We start from the raw sequence: 17,901 nt of genomic DNA on the forward strand, positions 1-17,901 counted from the left end.
TATTTAAGAGTGCCGATTAGAAAGCCCAGTGCTTGGGTGACACGAATTCAACTCACATGTGAATGCTTGCCTAACATCAACTTATCGAGAAGCGCCTGTGGAACTGGGATAACAGAGTATCGAATGAAGGCCACTAACGTCACTATCGCCACAAAACTGCCTAAAACAAAATCATGAACATCAACCAACACCAAGCCAAGCACTCGATCACAAATGATGGCAAGTATGGCAACACTCAGCGCTGCCATCCATTTACGATGATCATAAGGCAAGTACTCCATCTTTTGACTCACGATATAAAGCAGTGACAGTCTCACGGCGTAAGTACTGCAAAGCACCATCACAACGCCCCACACTCCATAAATCGGTGTCACAACAAAATAACCAATCGCAGCTAGAATCGCACACCCGCCTTGTATCCACATTTGCGATTGGCTTGAGTGACCGCTGAAACAACCAAGGTTTAGGTAATCCCCAGCGTTTTTAATCACACTAATCGCCAAGAGTGCTACGACAATCGTACCTGCATATTGATAACTGCTTGGCAGAATCAAAGTAATAAAACCAGGTACAGTGAGGATCATCAAACACCCCAACACAATGGCCAGATTAACGCCGACAAGCGCTCTGTCCGCACACTCTTTCTTACCATCAGGTTGTTGTAACATGGCCACTCGATTTGGAAACCACCACAGAGCATAAGGCTGCAGTAGCAAACCAAGAAGCAACGCAAACTTGCCACTGACCGCATAAATCGCAAGTTCTTCAACACCAACAAAGCTTGCCATCACCCAGCGGTCTAGCCCTGTAATCATATATATTGAAGCGCCACCAACTAACGTGGGCAATCCAAATTTCAGGATCTTAGCGGAGTATTTGAGGCTGCCAAATGAGCCCATCTCCTGCCATTGGTAACGCAGTAAACACAGCATCAACAACACACTCGAAACAGCGGCAGATATGAGTACACCATTGATGCCATAACCTGCTTCAAGCAGTACAAACGTCATAGCAGCTTGCACACTCGCCTTCATTACATTGAGCATGCAAAAGCGCTTAGCCATCGCATTCATTCGCATCAATGTGAGCGGGATAGAAATCGCACCATCTAACATGGTCGGTATTAACAGAAGTAGGATCTGATAGGGTTGGAACTCGACAGGAAGCATCAGCAACAACAGCGGCATACTAAGAGCAATTAAAGCCCCTCCAAGCACACAGACCAAGACACTCAACGTGAAACAGTTCGAGACAAGCTTTCTCTTTTCTTCGCCCTCAGCGACGCCAACATACCGATACATGGCCTCAACAATGCCAAAACTAAATAAGATCGTCCCGATGTCAGCCAGTAAGACAATAGCTTCTAAAGAACCATATTCAACCAACGTCATCTTATGGGTGATATAGGGGATCATCACGAGCGATATCCCTTTCATCATCACAATGCCAATGGCGTAATAGGCGGACTGTTTTAGTGACCCCATAGCAGACACCTATTCCTTACAATGCAGGCATTAGGAAACTCTTACAGTCTCCAAGAAGATGTCGTAACGTTCGTTTTTGCGGAGCCAAAACTAACGAGCGGATACTGTATGAGATGGCCAATCGGTTTTTTTGTAAGCCTCGATAATAGTCAGCGTAACCTTCCAGTATTCTCGCCTTTGCGATTTTGAAGCTGGAAGTGGGTAGATTCCATCGTTGACTGTCATTTTGATAATGTTGAAGAATGGTCTCTATAGACTGCAAATTTCTCAGTTTAAGACTTTCAGTTTGGGTAACGGAGCTCGCTCTCATCAAGTAGCCAACCTGCACCGAGTTCAACACACCAATCTGATGGTTTTCACTCATTCGAAGCCACAGTTCCCAATCTTCCCCATACTTGATGTCAGCATTGAAACTGTCTGTTTGAGAAAACACATCCGCTTTCACCATGACCGTTGATGTTCCAATCACATTGTTTTCAATGATGAACTCCAGCGGGTTTTCGATATTGATGAACAGCTCGTCTTGGTCTTGAAACTGCGACCAGTAACTAAAGCAATCGACTATCGCTTGGTAATCTTCAGTCAGGTGTTCGTAGTTAGTAAAGCTCATCGCAAGTTTTGGGTATCGTTGATGAAATTCGAGTTGGCGCTCAATTTTTTCTGGAAACCAGAAGTCGTCCGCGTCTAAAAAAGCGATGTATTCACCGGTCGCCTTTTCAATCCCTAGGTTTCTCGCTTGAGGCGCACCAACACCCAATGTGGACAACGTAATAATGCGTTCATCGTCTATAGAAGCAAGATACGTCGACGTTCCATCGTTGCTGTTATCGTCAATGACAATCAGCTCAACATCTTGATGAGTCTGCTTTAGTACACTGCCAATCGCTTTCGGCAGGTAATCCAAACAATTGTAGGTAGGAATAACAACACTTACTTTAGCCATAATGACGCCCTCAGATTTATCCTTTATATGGCTGACGTTGCATGTTCTATGCCGAGAGTGTCTTGCTATGAAATCACATCTAGATCAGCCACCTACGCGTCCATTCTCAAAATGACGACCAAACACAGATGTTCAAAAAAACTGCAACTCCAATTTGATTATCAATTTGAGAAAACGAGTTACCTCTTAAGGGGTAACCTTCGAAAAGCAATCAGAAAGCCCTCCAAAGCTACGATTCGATCTTGGTTCGTATCTTGCTTGATTGGTTATTACCTTGGCTTGATAGCTTTAGTCATATGGATTTGAGGAGTAAGGAATGAAGAAAGTAGCATTTGTGGCGCCAACCTACCCAGTACTCAGTGAGACCTTCATTCAAACAGAAGTCGACTCAGTGAAAACGTGTGGGCACGATGTTTGTGTAATGACGTTCAAAATTGAAAACAGCGAAAAACAGTTCGACTACGACATTGTCGAAATAGGCAAAAATGTTCGGATGGGTAAAGTCGCCAGCATTAACTGGATAGGGTTCATCAAGGCTGTCTCATTTATTTCTAAGCAAACCAGCATGCCCAAAAAGTCACTGTTCGCTTATGGGTTTAAATTAGCGCTGCAACTCGCGGAAAACGACGTCGAACACGTTCATGCGCACTTCTGTCAGCACACCACAGCTCACGCCATCGTCGCGGCAAAGCTGCTGAATATCACCTGTTCGTTCGTTGCTCACGGTCATGATGTTTACGAGTTCGCTTATGACATTGAACATAAGATTTCATCGAGTGATTTTGTGGTTGCAGTGTGTAAAGACATGCTTGCTGACTTCAACACCATGGCGAAAGGAAACATTAAACTCTTGCATTGCGGAGTTAATACCAAACAATTCCAACTCAACCCAAAAACCGAAACTAAACAACTTCGCTTTGTTTTCCTTGGCCGATTAGTGGAGCAAAAAGGTATCCACCATCTTATTGATGCATTGGCGCCGATTGCCGAACCTCTCGACATTCATCTCGATATCATCGGTACTGGCGATTTAGAGCAACAATTAAAGTTACAGGTCAAAGAGCAAGGGCTCACTCGAAACGTGACCTTTCTTGGCGCGAAACCTCACGAGTGGGTCAAAGGAAAACTATCGAACTATGACAGCCTAATCGCGCCCTTCTGTTTTTCCGAAACTGGGTGTGTAGATACAGGACCACTGGTTTTAAAAGAAGCGATGGCCGTGGGGACACCCGTCATTACCACCAACATAATGGGATGCAAAGAGATCGTATCACCAGAGACAGGTTTTGTGGTTAGCGAAAAGAACGTAGAGGAATTAAGAGAAGCAATTGAGCGTTTCGCGCAGCTAAGCAGCAACGATAAAGCATCGATGGGTTTAAAGGCGCGTGAGAGAGTGAAAGACAGTTTTAATTCGATAAAACAAGCTCAGCAATTATCTCGTTGGATAGAGAACCCAGCTCAATAAGGATTAACTCAGGCAGTAAGCATCACAAGGACTGCTACGCCTCACAAGAACGACTAAGCACCATAAGAAAACGGAGCACCACAAAAACAAAAGAGCGCTACATCCATTTGAAATGTAACGCTCGTCTAGCACTGCCTAATGATGGCGACTTATGCTTTCAGTAACTTTCATTAGCTTTTTATTAAGAAGCCTAGCTAGCCTGCTCGCAGTGCCAAAATAGACTCAATATCTTCGATATCACGATATTGAGCGAGTTGTTGCTCTTTCGATGAAATAGCCACAATCGACATTCTATCGGCTAATTCGTTACCTTCAATACCAACGTGTCCGTTCACATGGTAGATGGTAATTTTTGAAGCCAGCTCTTGGTAGAGCGCATACGCCGGCTTAATAATATCGAGGTTTTTGATCTCGCCGCCAGACTTAGTCCAGCCCTTTTTCTCCCAACCCGTTGCCCACTTAGTAATACAATCTATCGAGTACTTAGAGTCACAATAGATCGCTACAGAGAGACCCGCGTTTAGCTTCTCTTTTGCGAGCAAAAACGCCTGTTTAAGGCCATGCAACTCAGCGGTATTATTGGTACCAACAGGTTGATACAAGCCATACCACAATTCGGTTAATTGGTTGTTTTGGTATACCGCTAACCCCGTCCCTGCTTCACCAGGGTTTGGTTCACACGCACCATCGGTAAAGATCTTGATATCAAAAGGCATATCTGTGATTTGCTGCTCCGAAAGAGGCGGCACCTTAGCTTTCGTCGACTTACCCGCAGAGCTTGGCTTTGTCGCAGTAGAACCTGACGCAGACGACGTTTTACCACCGAAAGCAGACTCAGCCTCGTCTAGTGTTGGAAACGATTTATATCTCGCACCAGCAAAGCCATCGACTTGGGATTTACACTCATTCCAAGTGGTAAAAATACCCGGTGTACGACCTTTCCAAACCACATAATATTTCTTAGCCAAACTAACTCCTTACCAAAACCTAAATACACAAACAGTGAATCAGTACATTAGATGCCACCACGCTATACGTTGCAAGGTCTATCACTCTAAAACAGGTCTAAAAAAGCTGCGTTCATAACTCAGAATGCAATCAACTTCGTCTGCAAATTCAAACGCTTTAATACACTCAGCATCGCTCAGCGACTTAACCCGATATTCTTCGTAGGCAGCCAGACTTTCAAAGGTAAACAACGCCAATGCAATATTGTTCGCCCCTTCCGACGGTAAGAAATAACCATTGTGTTGACCTCCAAATTTAGCGACCAGAGGAATCCACATTTTTGCGTATGTCTCGAACTCATTTACCTTTTTAGGATCAATCACATATCGAACATAACAAGTAATCATATTTATACAGCCCTTAAATAATAGGAGAAACACAAAGCCTAAGTTGACATTGAAGTTGAAGCTCACGAGAAAAGGTAATCAACCGCGACAAGGTTATAGGACAAAAACACCGCCATGCTGACGCCGATCGTTAGCAGCACATTGCCTGTTTTCCAAATCAACAGACCTGTGACCACCGCGCCTATCAAGTATGGGTTCTCAAGGCTTGGCCAAAATGTTTGTTCAGGAGCAAATACAATCGGCCCCCAAATCGCAGTCAACACCGCGGGGCTTGAATAGCGTAATAGGCGCCTTGCGGTTTGATTGAGTCGAAGCGGGATTGCAGGCTCAAGAAACAGATACCGACTAAAGAAAACAATCGCAGTCATGAGGAATATCGTTAACCAAATCATCTCTATTTCCCCTCCACGATTGTCTTGTTACCGTTGTTTCGCTCTTGGAACGATTCACTGAAAAAGCCCGCTAACATACCGGCAATCGCTGCAATCATTAGCCCGCCCTCAATATTGTTAACCGACATGGCAACCGAAGTGACCAGTGAAACAACCACACACACCACGACGGGTAGAGTTCGGATTAATGGGAATACCAAGGCGATAAAGGTTGCTGCGACCGCGAAATCGAGCCCAATCTCATTAAGCGAAGGAATTTGACTTCCCGCGACAATGCCAACGAAACTCGCGATATTCCAAACAAGATAAAAACCACCGCCTACACCCGCAGCATACCAGCGATTAAATTCTTTCTGAGACTGCCCACTACAAATCGCGAACAGCTCATCGGTGAGCCAAAATCCGAGTAATAGACGCCAACTCGCAGGAAGATAGCTGATTTTGTCACGCATCGATACGCTATACAGAAAGTGTCTAGACGTGATGAACAGTGTGGTCAACAACATGGTGCCTAAACCAATACCCGCTTTGAACATACCCGCGGCGACAAGTTGCGCTGAGCCAGCAAACAAAATAGCCGACATCGCTTGCGCTTGAAGTTGATTCAATCCAGCATCTATCGCATATGAGCCCGCAAGAATTCCCCAAGGGATTACCGCAATGCTCAAGGGCATTCCCGCTAAAACGCCTTTCCATAACTGTGTTCGTCTATCCATTTTTTTACTATCCATATCATTCTTTTGTCTCTTCACATTCGCTATTCAATGTAAGAAGAGTTGAGTCGGTTCGATTGTACAAACTTGCTCGATTTCGCGAACGAATTAAGGTGTCCGATTTAGAGCATTTTGATGTATTGCCCCGGCGTGTAGCCATTGGCTTTTTTGAAGTGTCGATGAAAATGGCTTTGGTCGTGAAAACCACACTCTTGCGCTGTATCTGAAATGGTATGTCCTTGTTTCAATAACTTACGAGAAAGTCTTAACCGAGATTGGATTTGATACGCATGTGGCGGAAGACCAAACTCTTTTTGGAAAGAACGCACTAAATGGAACGGGCTTAAAGCCGCCAGTTTAGACAACTCTTCTAAGGACACATCGGCTTGTGGAAAGTCATCTAAAAACTCTTTCACTAAGACAAGTTGGCGCTGAGTTTTCCCATCAAGTTGGGGGTTAAGCGGCGATTTTCCATGTCGGCTAATCAGCTTAACCAACATCCCATACATCAATGTCTCTCTTAACAGGCGATTGTCGGATTCATCGATCGTGTTAAAGACCAACCTCAATTGATTAGCGAGTTCAGGGTCTTCAACAACCGCTCTTGGGAAGTAAGGCGCGCCGTAATTGGGTAGGTTAAGCTCTTGAGTGATCTTGGCAAGTTGCTCTGGGAGTGGATACATGGCTCGATACGCCCAACCGCCTTCAGTAGCGGAGTGACCGCTATGAACTTCGTCGGCATTGACCAGAATAATCGCATTTTGTGGCGCAATATGATGCCCGCCCGTTCGATAGAAACGCTGAGCGCCCTGCTCGATGACTCCCAGCGTGTAGCCCTCGTGGCTGTGGCGCGAGAAGTTCTGCTTTTCGTATTCAGCATTAAGAATTTCAAGGCCACCGAGCTCTTCGGTTATCTTATATTCGGCCTTTTCTTTAGAGTGTTTCTTGTTCTCCATAACAATTCCCAAGCCTGTGGATTATCGAGCGACTTATCAGTCTACTCTATAGTCTCTTTAAGCTTTTGTACAAAATTGCGTTTTTGTTTGTTAATACCGTTTTTGTCGTTGGCTTAATAACGCTTTCTAACTGGGAGGAAAGTCTTGGTCTATAACTAGTTGGCGAAAAATTGACAATAATTTAATCATACATGCCAATACTGTCTTCAAATCATCGGCAACAGACCTGATACAACATGAAAAATACACTGATCCTTTTCTTTTTCCTGAGCCTAACAGGATGCACTCATAACCAATCAAAAGCACTGAGCATGAACTCCTCGTCGGTCAATACGTATCCTCAATCCATGTCGAACCTGCAACTGTGCGACACCTTGTATTACGGGCGCTCAAGTAACCAGACTCTCGCAGCAATTGGCAGTGAATTCAATCGAAGAGGATTATCCAAGAGTTGGTGTGACACCGAAACCAATAAGCTTTATCTAACAAAGACAATTGATTGGGTTGCTGACCAAGTAGAAGACAAAGAAGATTCAGAGGAAGATGCATCTGCGGTTGTGTTGCCTGCGAACTAGTGTAGGCTCATTATTGTCACTACTCTTCAATGATAACTTCACTTAGCCGATACCAGCCATCCGGCTGCTTCCCCGTATTGGCCAAATTCAAAGGCTCACTATCGCGACTTTCACTCACAGCTATTTCGATATAATAACGACCGACATTCAGCCCTATCGGCAATGAAAAGTTCGCAATAGATTTATAATCCCCAGGGAGCCAAGCTTCGCTACTTGTACTATCTTTTGCAAACGAAACCACCTGACCGTTGCTGTTTACTAATCGATAATACGCATAATAAGGTTGGTATGTTGGTGCCACTCCATCGTTAAAAATATGAGCTTCCAGAGAGAGGTTTTTCCCCATCGACAGGTAAGCTGAATGACGAATCGTATCGACTCGAAAGCGATATCCAATTTTTAGCAACGCATTATCTAACAAATCGCGGTACTGTTCGGGGATTGGCTTCGATTTCAAGTTTAGGCTACTCGCATGCTGATTAATCGCCCAGTCTAATGAGGCAGCCACTTGAGCTCTTGTGTAATGTTGTGTGGCTAGCCAACCATGCATGTCACCACAGACTTCAAAACTAACCGGCTGGTGCTGCCAAGCCGTATCAAATATTGGTGTTTGCGAGTTTGCTTGTTGAATTCGATACGGGTAGTCATCGTTCATGTGACTCCAAGTAGGGGAAAAGTTATGCCAGTCACCCCAGCAATCGGCACGCCAGCCAGAACCTTTTTCTATTGCGTATGCGAAAGAATCCCCCCCGTTGATAAGCATTAATTTTGCAGTATTTGGGAATGCTGAAAAGTGCAGATCAACGAACTTATTTAACTGATGTTCTGAATACCTACTAAATAGTGGTTCAAGCTCTGGAAAGTTGCTGTTGTGCCACTCTCCCCAAGAACCCACCATACCTATGTCAATCTGAGCAAGCCGCGAGTCATTATCGTAACGTTGCCCATAAGCACTAAGTAATTTTTCTACATAGTATAAATAAGTTGGGTCATCGAGATCGGCTACGAAAGTTTTTCCATTTTCAACCCACTGCCCTTCGATACCTTTATCGATGAGCCATTGTGGAATTTTTGTTCCTGAGAATGGTTCATCAAGTGTCATAAAACGCAAAGCTACTCGCTTTGATTGCTTGGCATTCTGTTCAAGCAAGTCATCAATGAGAGAAAAGTTGTATTCACCTTCGCTTGGCTCAAGCTCACTCCAATAATACCGGTAGTATCCCATTCCCGAGACAGGATATTGCTCAAGAGTTAATACGGTACCCCACCCGTCGTGAAACGTTTCAACCCCCATACCTGGATTAGAGATAGGTGTATTGAGTGCCGTGATTGACGTCACTTTATCCCCTACTTCGTCAGCATAGGCGTATGAGGTAACAAAGAATACTAACGATAATAGGTATAGCCATGAGCACTGCCAGTTAATGACTTTTTTCACTTGTTTATTTCCTATCATTTATCACTCGAGTTCAACCCTTATAGTGATTGAAACCAGTCCCATATACCTAGTGAAAAGCTCTCGAACAGATCGATACCCAGTGCAGACTTTAACAAATACAATGCCAGTAGAGCGAGCATCCCCCCCGCAAGGACAAAGGTAGTTAGTAATACCGTTGTAGCATAGACTAACCATTTAGACTCACCTTGACGCTCTGCTGTACGGCGATCACGCCCACTCAACAGCACGACATAGTAGCGCTTGCCAAACCAAGGAAAGCTTTTACGGATATCAACGGAATGTTTTGCGACTAAGCCAACTTGATTAACTGCTTTTTCAATAGCTTGCCTTTGTTCTTCACTCAAGCTTTGTTGCGTTTCTTGCTGTAAAACTCGGTAAAATTGAGTCACTGCCCGGCTCTTATTAGGCTCATCCGTATCATTGTTTTTATTAAGACGATTAGTCACGCTTGCTTCCCAACATGTTATTGTAAACATCCACCGTTTGATCAGCGATTTTATGCCAGTCATATCGTTCTAAAAAGTGTTGATAGTCTTGTAGAGGCATCACACTCCTTTTCTGTATTGTCTGTGATAATTCATCTATATTTTTGACTGGGTAATAGCAATCAGATTCAAGTCCAACCTCACTGTTTGGCGCAATATCGCTAACCACCACGGGTAAGGAATATGACATCGCTTCTAGCAGTGCAATAGGCAGCCCTTCATGATAAGAAGGCATTACGAATAACTTAGCTTGAGAAAATACAACTTGTAGCTCCTCCCCTTTGAGAAAACCGGTCAGTATCACGCCTGGGGTGTCTTTCGCTGCTTGTTTTAATGAGCGACTGTATTCACTTTCATGATCGGAATCTCCGATCAGTACGAGCGGCATATCAAGCTTGGATTTTGCGTAGGCTTGAAGAAGATCATGGAAGCCTTTTTCTTCAACAAAACGTCCTACCGCGACAATATATCCTCGCGCACTTAACTGGTAGCGATCTAATATAGATGATACGACATCAACAGGCAGAGACTTAGCCGGGTTAACTCCATTATAAATAAGATGTGCATCATCTCTTTGATAAGATTGCTTAATAAGGTCATTAATCACCTCTGATATGACAATGACTTCATTGGCATATTTAACGGCAAAACACTCACCGAGCTTCAAAACAATCTTTGCTAGCTTCCCCCATTTCTCACGCTGATAATCTGGACCATGATGGGTGAATACCACTTTCTTTCCAATCAAACGTAACAGTGGCACGACTAACCCAGGGCCGATCGCATGAACATGCACCACATTCGAGCCATCCGTTAAGGTAGAAGATGCCGCAATAGTCGAGTGAACGATAGCTTCTAACGATGTCTTTTTCGGAGCCCACAGTGCTTTGGCCTCGACCCCTTTATAACTCCTCGTTTTATAAGCGACATAAGGAGAACGAGCGATAACCTCTACCTCAAATCCTTGCTTAACAATAAGAGGGTAAAGGTGCTGACAGTGAGTTTCGACTCCTCCTAATACATCAGGAATACCACGCGTCCCTAGTACGGTTACTTTCATGATTGCTCACCCAATAAATTTTGATACAAATCGACCAACTGCTGATGATGTGCTCTCAATGAATAGCGCGACTCTAAGCGTTGTCTTGCTTGTTCACCATAGTACTTTGTAAGCTTTGGCCGTATCGCAAACTCATCCATCACATTGGCAAGATCATGGGCATTACCCGCTTCAAATAAACGCCCCTCTTTTCCATCTCGAACTTGCTCAGGGATACCTCCAATATTTGCGCCGATAATAGGCTTCCCGTACGACATAGCTTCAAGCACTGACATAGAACAGTTTTCATAGCATTCCGAAGGGACAATAACTGCACTAGCTTGTTTTATGAGTAAATGTAAATCCGGCCCCGTTTTAAAACCTAGCCACTCGACCTTACTCTGTTTCCCTGATAGGGAGTCTGCAAGTGGTCCTGTACCGGCTATTTTTAATGGTATCGATTGATTAGACAACTCGTAAGCCGCTACCATTGTCGCCACGCCTTTTTCCTGACTCAACCGCCCTAAATATAAAAAATATCGATGATCTGCCACATCTTGCTGATCAACGTTCTCGTCAATGCCATTCACTATGACCTCAATTCTATTATTAGGAAGCTTACGACGAATGATATTGGCTAAAAACTGACTAGGTGAAACTATTACATCCACTGATTGATAGTTCTGAGCAAGCGATTGATACAACGCCTCCACAACAAGCAAGCCACTTTTAAACCATGATCCTTGTTGGCAACGATATCTTAAAGCGTTAAAAACACTTCCTTGTAAACACGCTTCACAGGTGTGTCCATCACGATACATGGTATAACTAGGACAGGCTATTTTAGTATCATGAGCGGTGAGCACCGTTTTACATCCGGCTTGCTTAGCAACCTTGATAATTGAGGGAGTTAGCTGGTGATAAATGTTGTGAAAGTGAACGATATCGGGTTGCTCAGTAGTAATCAACTCAGATAGCTTTTCACACGCTTCTGCGTTATGTACAAACCGCATTGCCGTTTTCAACGCGCTGAGTAAAGTAGCATTGGCGTGATAATCCACATTATCGACGAAACTAGCACTGTAATCAGATACCAAGTTGTCATTGTGAGCCATTGAAAAGTCGATAACCGAAAACCCTCGATCCATCAACATTTCTCTTTCTTGAAAAAAGACCGTTTCAGCGCCCCCCTTTAAGAAAAAAAACTTATTCACCACCAATACTTTCATGACACATCTCGCTCTAACACTTTATGTGACGGTGGTTGATTTGGGTCTTTAATGGGCAACAACAAACCATTTACCAATCCGGTTGAAAATACGGTCAAATTAATAATGCTCTGCGCACCGTCCTTTATTGAGCGGTTTTTAAACGCTTTAGCAGCAAAGAAAAGCATCAATGGCAACAGGCTAATGGTCAACAACGAAACATTACCCACCAGCAAGGCCAAAATTAACCAAGCAAGATAGCAAGCAAAGATCAACTCATTACGCACCACACTCACAGCTTTTCGAAAGTACACTTTACCAAACGCGCTCTTTAGCAATTCGCCTGACGCAAACAAATAACCACGATTCCATCGGTAGCGCAGTAACGTTAACGTCGGCATATCATAAGAAGTATGATGGAAAAACGGGGTATCCAAACGATGCAATTTGTAACCAGCATGTTCGAGTCTCATACCAAGCTCGGCCTCTTCATAGGCATGCAATGTGCGATGTGTAAGATAACCTATATCATTGATTGCACTCGCCCGATACAGCCCTCCCCCGGCTAAATGACTACAATCACCAGTAGGGTATATTTTGTGATGCCTTTGTTGGCGAGATTTAAATTCGTAGCTATTCGCTTCATCCATTTCAACCGTCCCCGCCACCGCGGCATAAGTCGGCTCTTTTTCCAGAAATGCTATAGCCGCATCAATGAACCCGTCTTGTAAACGCATATCACCATCCAATAACAATAGATAGTCACCAGTGCTGTATAAATAGCCAAGTTGATGGCCTACGCCGCAGCAACGATCATTAGCGTTGATTAACGTCACGACTTTAGCGCCATTCTCTAACGCAATTTTTTGCGTATCATCATCAGATAAGCTATCGGCAACAATGACATCATATTGATAATTCTTTAGCTGACTTTGAACGCTTTTAATCGTCGCAGCAATACCACCTTGTTCATTGAGTGTTTTTATAATCACGGTGATTCTAGGTAAAGAGCTCATAACCTTGCCCCCGATTGAATAACAGTCTTGCGTATGATTAGACTTCCGCCAAGTGAAAAATAGAAAAGGAACTGCAACATAGGCACCAACATTAAAATTTGGCTGTAAGGTAAGCTTAATAAACCTGCAAAACTAAATGCAATAAACGCAGGTTGCCACGAGAGCAATTGAATGTCTTGCATCGATAACTGCTCACGTTTTAGCACTTCCTTGGGCATCGACACCTTTAGCGCCAATAAAATTGGACATAAAAATAGGACTAACCCAACGACGCCAAATTCCCACAACATCATGCTTAGTGACGTAGAATCTAGAAGGACATTAAATATTTGATTCAAGAAACCTGGAGCTACCGAACTACCGTGGTTGGTTGCATTTAACCCATAACCAAACCACACGTTAGACCATCCATAAAGCTGACTATTATCCAACCAGAAAAATAGCGTGGTCATCCGCCCTAATTCTCCCGTTGGTAAGATGTAATTTGAGTCATATATATACTCTAAAGAATCCCAAAACACCTTTAAAGCACTGTGGTCAGGGTCGGTATCAAAAGCGCTTGCGTAAGAGGCAGCAAGGACAACTATTGCCAATAAAACTAACAATCCCATGGTACAAACCATAAGAAGCACTTTCTTAATATCCTTTTGCCTAACGCCGTAAACATAACTAGGACACAGCCAAACAAAAATTAAAAGTATAGGAGCAAGCAAAATGACGAACTTAACTTCACCAAGAACGCACAAAATAAACGCGGCAACAATATGCAGTATCATGTTAAGCCGACTAACTACACCATGCCTAAATTCAGACAATTTAAGGAGCATTACAAGTAAACAGAATAACCCTAATGCTGCCGTGTTTCCCCCGCCCATAGGGTCACCACCGAAAGTCCCTACCACAGAGTCCCACTTTTCAAATTCACCTTTCAAAGCGACACGTTGCGGGACAACAACTAAAATCTGATACAAGATAACTGGGAATTGTAGATAGAAAATCCAATATAGCATCTGCACCACGCGGTAAAGCTGCGACTCTCGGATAAACCCCAATAGTAAGCATAGAAAAATAAGCGACAATGCAAGTTCGTTCTTCCAACCTACAATGGTCACCGTCAGCCCATTTTGTAGAACTGTCGACGCTAAGATCAACGTATAGGCCCCCACCAACAACAATGTGAGTACTGTTTCTATATTATCTAACTTAGCCACCTCGTAATTGGTTTGTATCAATAACAACAAAACCATCGCAAAGGCAGCAACAAATGGCAGCCAAAGCACTGCGCCGACACCAGTCAGATACTGTACTAGCCCACAAGCAACTAACGTTACAAACGTGTATACCTGCAAAAACAGACCATTATTTATCTTCAAGTAACCTCCATCGTTCGACGAAGTCGCACAGCCGTTTTATTCACTTCAAAATAAATAAACAGGTATCGAATAGAAGACAGTAGGGCGAAGGCAATAACCGAGTATGCATAATCACTTATAAAAAATGGCAGCGCACCAAAAGCCAATACCACCACCATAAGTTGCTCAAGCTGAATGCGAAAGAAATACTTGGGAGATCCATAAACCAACTCAAGAACGGTCAATGGGCACACCGCTAGCGCCATAAACAAATACGGTAGCATATAGCGAGAAGTTGGCACTGAAGCGACCCATTCAGCGCTAAACCCTAATTGCATCACTATGGGGTAGAAAATGAAAACTCCAAGCACCGCCGCAGTCCCCATAGCAAAGAGTAACCGGCGCACCTTGGAAAATTCAGCGTAATTAAACTGATTGCGTCTAAAGTCGACAGACCAAGTGGAAAAAATAGAGTTTCTTACAGCGTTACCAATGATAACAATAGGCGCTAAGCAAAATCGGCTAACTACGGCGTAATAACCGGCTACAACAGGGCTGAACCACACGTTAATAAGGATAACGGGTAAATTATTATTCACCATCGCCAAAATCTCAGCGCTCCCAACTTTGACAATATGATGTTTGTGCTGACGGAAAAACAGTAACAAGGATGAAAGCGAAAATTGCTGTAGATTCATCACATTTCTTGGTAGAGAGTAACCAATACATAGCAACATACACACTAGCAACGATGCTCCCCAAGCCCAATAGAATGCACTCAAGTCTTCACTGACAACAATTAGTAACAACACTAACATCGAAATCGATGTTCGCTGTAAAGCTAGTGACTTCATTTTTTGATCTCTCAGCAGTAGATTCTCAGAGATCAAAACCCATGCATGTGCCAACGTTAACATCAGAGTTTGAAGAATGGGACGGTCAAACAAACATGCAATGCCCATAGAATAAATGACCGACGCACAAACACTAAATAACAAGCAAAAAGAGACATTTTGCCCTAGCTCGTTACTCTGTTGTTTTGGCAATAGCAGCTGTGATGCAAACGTACAAACTTGTGCTCCGATTAAGGCAATACTGTACGTTAACGCGTATGAGCCGACTTCCGACATCCCGTACCAATGCGAAATCAACCATATCGAACCAGCCCCAATTAACTGAGACAATATCGATGATGTCGCAATAGTGGAAATGCTTTTAAGCAAGCTCACTAAGAGCCCTCGATATTGAGTAAATCCATACTACCTTGAGCAATAAAACGCAGGGACTCTTCACCCACAACTCGGTCATCACTCACTTGATTGAGTACTCCAAAAGCTGGCTGGTCCAACAACGGCGACAACTTATTTAATTGATGCTTTATTTCATTCGCCGTATGTTGATCAGATTTGACCACAACAATCAGGCTATCCAAAAAGCGCAATAGGAGCTGTGCATCCTTACTATCATTCAGAGCTGGAAGCTTTATGATGACAGATTCAAAACGCTGACAAAGTGCCAACAATGCAGATTCACACTCTGGGCGAGCAAAAAAAGTTAATGGTGATTCAGCCAGGGTACCAGGGGCGATATAAGACAATCCCTGTGATATTGGCATTATGACTTGCTCAATATCGAGTTGTAGTGCTTCTTGTAATGATGAAGATTTGTTTTCATCACCTATTTGTACCGAACTCAATTGGCTAAACACCAAATGACTAAACCCAGCAATTTGCTCCTGTACGTTAAACTTAGGGGTACTGCAGTGACTGTCCGCAATAATATCTCTTGTAAATTCGCCTTCTCCACGATAATCCAAATCAAGCAGTAAAGTTGGTTTCACTTCACTGACCGCACCAGCTAATAATAACGCCGTCGTCGTTGCCCCTTCTTGTCGGTATGACGATACGACACCGACACACTGACTACTTAGGCGAGCTAAAGATAATGCGGTATAAGCGCCATTTCCGATCTCGTTGGCATATTGGTTGGAACGAATTTGCTTACCTAACATCCATGTCGACATCGGTTCACTTGTAAATGAAGGCATGTCAGTTAGTGGAATTAATCCAAGCTTTGCTTCCAGCTGTGCAAGAGTTGTTATTGTTTGCTTTGTGGCTGCTCGAATAATGACAACCAAAGCACTAACTAGCATTGTCATAATACTTATCATCACGACTAACAATGGCTTGTTGGGTTTCGCTGGACGCTCACTAGCCACCGCGGGATCATAAATTCGTGCATCTTGCTCTCTATACGTCGTATTAAGAGCATGCTCAGTAGTACGTAGATAAAGCTGCTCATACAGCGATTGCTTTTGAGTAAGATCTGCCATCAAGCCATCATAATGCTCACGCTTATCTGCAAGTGCAAAGAAGTCTTTTTTATGCAGAGCTAAGAGCGCTTTATAATGATTTTCTTTGATAAGTTCTGCTTGATATTTTTGCTGAAGCCCTAATTTCAGCTCATCAAGCAGGCGTACAGTTTGCTTGTGAATCACCTCAATTTCAGCATTGGCCTCAAGAACTTTAAGGTGTTTAGGTCCATATCGTCGATTAAGATCAGATAATTTCCGTTTTGCTTGTATGAGTGCAATTCTAAGATCTTGTAGCTGAGGGTGGGAGGAGAAGTCAGGCAACGAAGTGAGAGTCCCTGTATCACTTTTCATATATTGGCTCACCAATTCATAATTAGCTTGAGCAGCTAGGCGCCTCTCTTTTGCATCCGCCAATTTATTGGTAATAATCCCAAGTTCTTCTGTTTCAAAACCATCAACACCTCGGAAGGTCAGTAACCCCTCGCTTTGCAAAAATGCGCCTATTTCTTTCTTTTGCTGACTAATTTGTTGTTTGAGTACACCTAGCTGTTGCGTATTCCATTGTTTAGCTTGCTGGGTTTTTGCAATTTTTTGCTCCACCGTATAATCAATAAAAGCTTGTGCCACTGCATTTGCGATTGTTGAAGCTTGTTGTGCGTTCATAGATTCATAAGACACATAAACTAATTGAGTTAAGCGGACTGAAGTAAATGTTAGGTGTCGCTTCAACTCTTTAACCGCATGGTTAATGCGTAGCTCTCGAGACAGTGTCCAATCGCCATTGCCAGTTAACGTTGAACCATTAAACTCTTCATTTTGTTGTAGTTCCAACGCTTCAACAGCTTTAACCAACACGACTCTAGATTGCATTAGGTTAAATTGCGTTTCATAGTACTGTGAGCGAGCAGAGTCATAATTTTCGATCGGATCAATCGGAGAGACATTGTCCGGTTGCGCTTTAATCAATACTGTCGCAGTCGAGACATACTTAGCCGTCATCGACCAAATCACTGGCAGGCTTAACCCCGTTACTACTACTGTAACCAGCAATAGCTTAAGCCCATGAATTTTCAGAGCAGCCAAAAACGGTGCAAAGTTAACATTACTTTCTAAAGGTTTACCACGTTCTACCATTACTTTTATCA

17 protein-coding genes are annotated in these 17,901 nt (G+C 43.4%); 2 read left to right on the forward strand and 15 right to left on the reverse strand.

Features of this window, described 5'->3' with window-relative positions:
• Nucleotides 1–47 precede the first annotated feature (47 nt).
• Together OCV20_RS11610 and OCV20_RS11615 are read right to left on the reverse strand one after the other, a co-directional pair.
• Nucleotides 48–1,484, reverse strand: coding sequence for a lipopolysaccharide biosynthesis protein (locus OCV20_RS11610; RefSeq protein ID WP_086775049.1), 1,437 nt, complete (start codon nt 1,482–1,484; stop codon nt 48–50).
• A 16-nt stretch (nt 1,485–1,500) separates the two neighbouring features.
• Nucleotides 1,501–2,427, reverse strand: a complete 927-nt coding sequence (locus OCV20_RS11615; protein WP_086775050.1) for a glycosyltransferase family 2 protein — start codon at nt 2,425–2,427, stop codon at nt 1,501–1,503.
• A gap of 316 nt (nt 2,428–2,743) precedes the next feature.
• Between OCV20_RS11615 and OCV20_RS11620 the strand changes: the two genes are divergently transcribed.
• A complete protein-coding gene (locus OCV20_RS11620) occupies nt 2,744–3,892 on the forward strand; it encodes a glycosyltransferase family 4 protein (RefSeq protein ID WP_086775051.1) in 1,149 nt (382 codons plus the stop codon).
• A gap of 194 nt (nt 3,893–4,086) precedes the next feature.
• On the opposite strand, the gene OCV20_RS11625 is transcribed toward OCV20_RS11620, so the two are convergent.
• The 5 genes from OCV20_RS11625 to OCV20_RS11645 form a co-directional block, all read right to left on the reverse strand.
• Nucleotides 4,087–4,860 carry a ribonuclease H1 domain-containing protein gene (locus tag OCV20_RS11625; protein WP_050652361.1) on the reverse strand — a complete coding sequence of 258 codons (774 nt, stop codon included), beginning with the start codon at nt 4,858–4,860 and terminating at the stop codon, nt 4,087–4,089.
• An 81-nt stretch (nt 4,861–4,941) separates the two neighbouring features.
• Nucleotides 4,942–5,247, reverse strand: a complete 306-nt coding sequence (locus OCV20_RS11630) for an NIPSNAP family protein (protein ID WP_086775052.1) — start codon at nt 5,245–5,247, stop codon at nt 4,942–4,944.
• 62 nt (nt 5,248–5,309) lie between these two features.
• Nucleotides 5,310–5,639 carry an AzlD domain-containing protein gene (locus OCV20_RS11635; protein ID WP_086775053.1) on the reverse strand — a complete coding sequence of 110 codons (330 nt, stop codon included), beginning with the start codon at nt 5,637–5,639 and terminating at the stop codon, nt 5,310–5,312.
• 2 nt (nt 5,640–5,641) lie between these two features.
• Nucleotides 5,642–6,370 (reverse strand): AzlC family ABC transporter permease, encoded by a 729-nt coding sequence (locus tag OCV20_RS11640; protein WP_086775054.1) that lies wholly within the window; start codon nt 6,368–6,370, stop codon nt 5,642–5,644.
• Between the two features lie 104 nt (nt 6,371–6,474).
• Complete coding sequence (locus tag OCV20_RS11645) at nt 6,475–7,308, reverse strand: AraC family transcriptional regulator (protein WP_050650324.1); 834 nt, start codon at nt 7,306–7,308, stop codon at nt 6,475–6,477.
• 236 nt (nt 7,309–7,544) lie between these two features.
• On the opposite strand from OCV20_RS11645, the gene OCV20_RS11650 reads away from it, so the two are divergent.
• Nucleotides 7,545–7,883 carry a hypothetical protein gene (locus OCV20_RS11650; protein WP_086775055.1) on the forward strand — a complete coding sequence of 113 codons (339 nt, stop codon included), beginning with the start codon at nt 7,545–7,547 and terminating at the stop codon, nt 7,881–7,883.
• A 19-nt stretch (nt 7,884–7,902) separates the two neighbouring features.
• Here the strand turns inward: OCV20_RS11650 and OCV20_RS11655 are convergent, their stop codons facing one another.
• Genes OCV20_RS11655 through OCV20_RS11690 form a run of 8 tightly spaced genes read right to left on the reverse strand, consistent with a single transcriptional unit; the run spans nt 7,903 to nt 17,890 of the window.
• Entirely contained in the window at nt 7,903–9,339 is a 1,437-nt protein-coding gene (locus OCV20_RS11655) for a DUF4832 domain-containing protein (protein WP_086775056.1), read from the reverse strand.
• 20 nt (nt 9,340–9,359) lie between these two features.
• Nucleotides 9,360–9,731 (reverse strand): hypothetical protein, encoded by a 372-nt coding sequence (locus OCV20_RS11660; RefSeq protein ID WP_170964679.1) that lies wholly within the window; start codon nt 9,729–9,731, stop codon nt 9,360–9,362.
• Between the two features lie 49 nt (nt 9,732–9,780).
• Nucleotides 9,781–10,887: a glycosyltransferase family 4 protein gene (locus OCV20_RS11665; protein ID WP_086775057.1), complete on the reverse strand. Its 1,107-nt coding sequence runs from the start codon at nt 10,885–10,887 to the stop codon at nt 9,781–9,783.
• Nucleotides 10,884–12,095: a glycosyltransferase family 4 protein gene (locus OCV20_RS11670; protein ID WP_086775058.1), complete on the reverse strand. Its 1,212-nt coding sequence runs from the start codon at nt 12,093–12,095 to the stop codon at nt 10,884–10,886. The genes OCV20_RS11665 and OCV20_RS11670 overlap by 4 nt, the downstream gene beginning before the upstream one ends.
• A complete protein-coding gene (locus OCV20_RS11675) occupies nt 12,092–13,090 on the reverse strand; it encodes a glycosyltransferase family 2 protein (RefSeq protein ID WP_086775059.1) in 999 nt (332 codons plus the stop codon). Before OCV20_RS11675 ends, OCV20_RS11670 begins: the two co-directional genes overlap by 4 nt.
• On the reverse strand, nt 13,087–14,463 hold the full coding sequence (locus tag OCV20_RS11680; protein ID WP_086775060.1) for a capsular biosynthesis protein: 1,377 nt from the start codon (nt 14,461–14,463) through the stop codon (nt 13,087–13,089). Before OCV20_RS11680 ends, OCV20_RS11675 begins: the two co-directional genes overlap by 4 nt.
• Complete coding sequence (locus OCV20_RS11685; RefSeq protein WP_086775061.1) at nt 14,460–15,671, reverse strand: lipopolysaccharide biosynthesis protein; 1,212 nt, start codon at nt 15,669–15,671, stop codon at nt 14,460–14,462. Before OCV20_RS11685 ends, OCV20_RS11680 begins: the two co-directional genes overlap by 4 nt.
• Nucleotides 15,671–17,890 carry an exopolysaccharide transport family protein gene (locus OCV20_RS11690; RefSeq protein WP_086775062.1) on the reverse strand — a complete coding sequence of 740 codons (2,220 nt, stop codon included), beginning with the start codon at nt 17,888–17,890 and terminating at the stop codon, nt 15,671–15,673. The genes OCV20_RS11685 and OCV20_RS11690 overlap by 1 nt, the downstream gene beginning before the upstream one ends.
• Nucleotides 17,891–17,901 lie beyond the last annotated feature (11 nt).

Origin of the sequence: Vibrio coralliirubri (genome assembly GCF_024347375.1) — a bacterium.
In the GTDB taxonomy this organism is placed as follows: Bacteria; Pseudomonadota; Gammaproteobacteria; order Enterobacterales; family Vibrionaceae; genus Vibrio; species Vibrio coralliirubri.

Excerpts from the sequence above, each read along its gene's own strand:
- OCV20_RS11610 (WP_086775049.1), bottom strand. The coding sequence starts at position 1,484 with ATGGGGTCACTAAAACAGTCCGCCTATTACGCCATTGGCATTGTGATG.
- OCV20_RS11615 (WP_086775050.1), bottom strand. The coding sequence starts at position 2,427 with ATGGCTAAAGTAAGTGTTGTTATTCCTACCTACAATTGTTTGGATTAC.
- OCV20_RS11620 (WP_086775051.1), top strand. The coding sequence starts at position 2,744 with ATGAAGAAAGTAGCATTTGTGGCGCCAACCTACCCAGTACTCAGTGAG.
- OCV20_RS11630 (WP_086775052.1), bottom strand. The coding sequence starts at position 5,247 with ATGATTACTTGTTATGTTCGATATGTGATTGATCCTAAAAAGGTAAAT.
- OCV20_RS11635 (WP_086775053.1), bottom strand. The coding sequence starts at position 5,639 with ATGATTTGGTTAACGATATTCCTCATGACTGCGATTGTTTTCTTTAGT.
- OCV20_RS11640 (WP_086775054.1), bottom strand. The coding sequence starts at position 6,370 with ATGGATAGTAAAAAAATGGATAGACGAACACAGTTATGGAAAGGCGTT.
- OCV20_RS11645 (WP_050650324.1), bottom strand. The coding sequence starts at position 7,308 with ATGGAGAACAAGAAACACTCTAAAGAAAAGGCCGAATATAAGATAACC.
- OCV20_RS11650 (WP_086775055.1), top strand. The coding sequence starts at position 7,545 with ATGAAAAATACACTGATCCTTTTCTTTTTCCTGAGCCTAACAGGATGC.
- OCV20_RS11655 (WP_086775056.1), bottom strand. The coding sequence starts at position 9,339 with ATGATAGGAAATAAACAAGTGAAAAAAGTCATTAACTGGCAGTGCTCA.
- OCV20_RS11665 (WP_086775057.1), bottom strand. The coding sequence starts at position 10,887 with ATGAAAGTAACCGTACTAGGGACGCGTGGTATTCCTGATGTATTAGGA.
- OCV20_RS11670 (WP_086775058.1), bottom strand. The coding sequence starts at position 12,095 with ATGAAAGTATTGGTGGTGAATAAGTTTTTTTTCTTAAAGGGGGGCGCT.
- OCV20_RS11675 (WP_086775059.1), bottom strand. The coding sequence starts at position 13,090 with ATGAGCTCTTTACCTAGAATCACCGTGATTATAAAAACACTCAATGAA.
- OCV20_RS11690 (WP_086775062.1), bottom strand. The coding sequence starts at position 17,890 with ATGGTAGAACGTGGTAAACCTTTAGAAAGTAATGTTAACTTTGCACCG.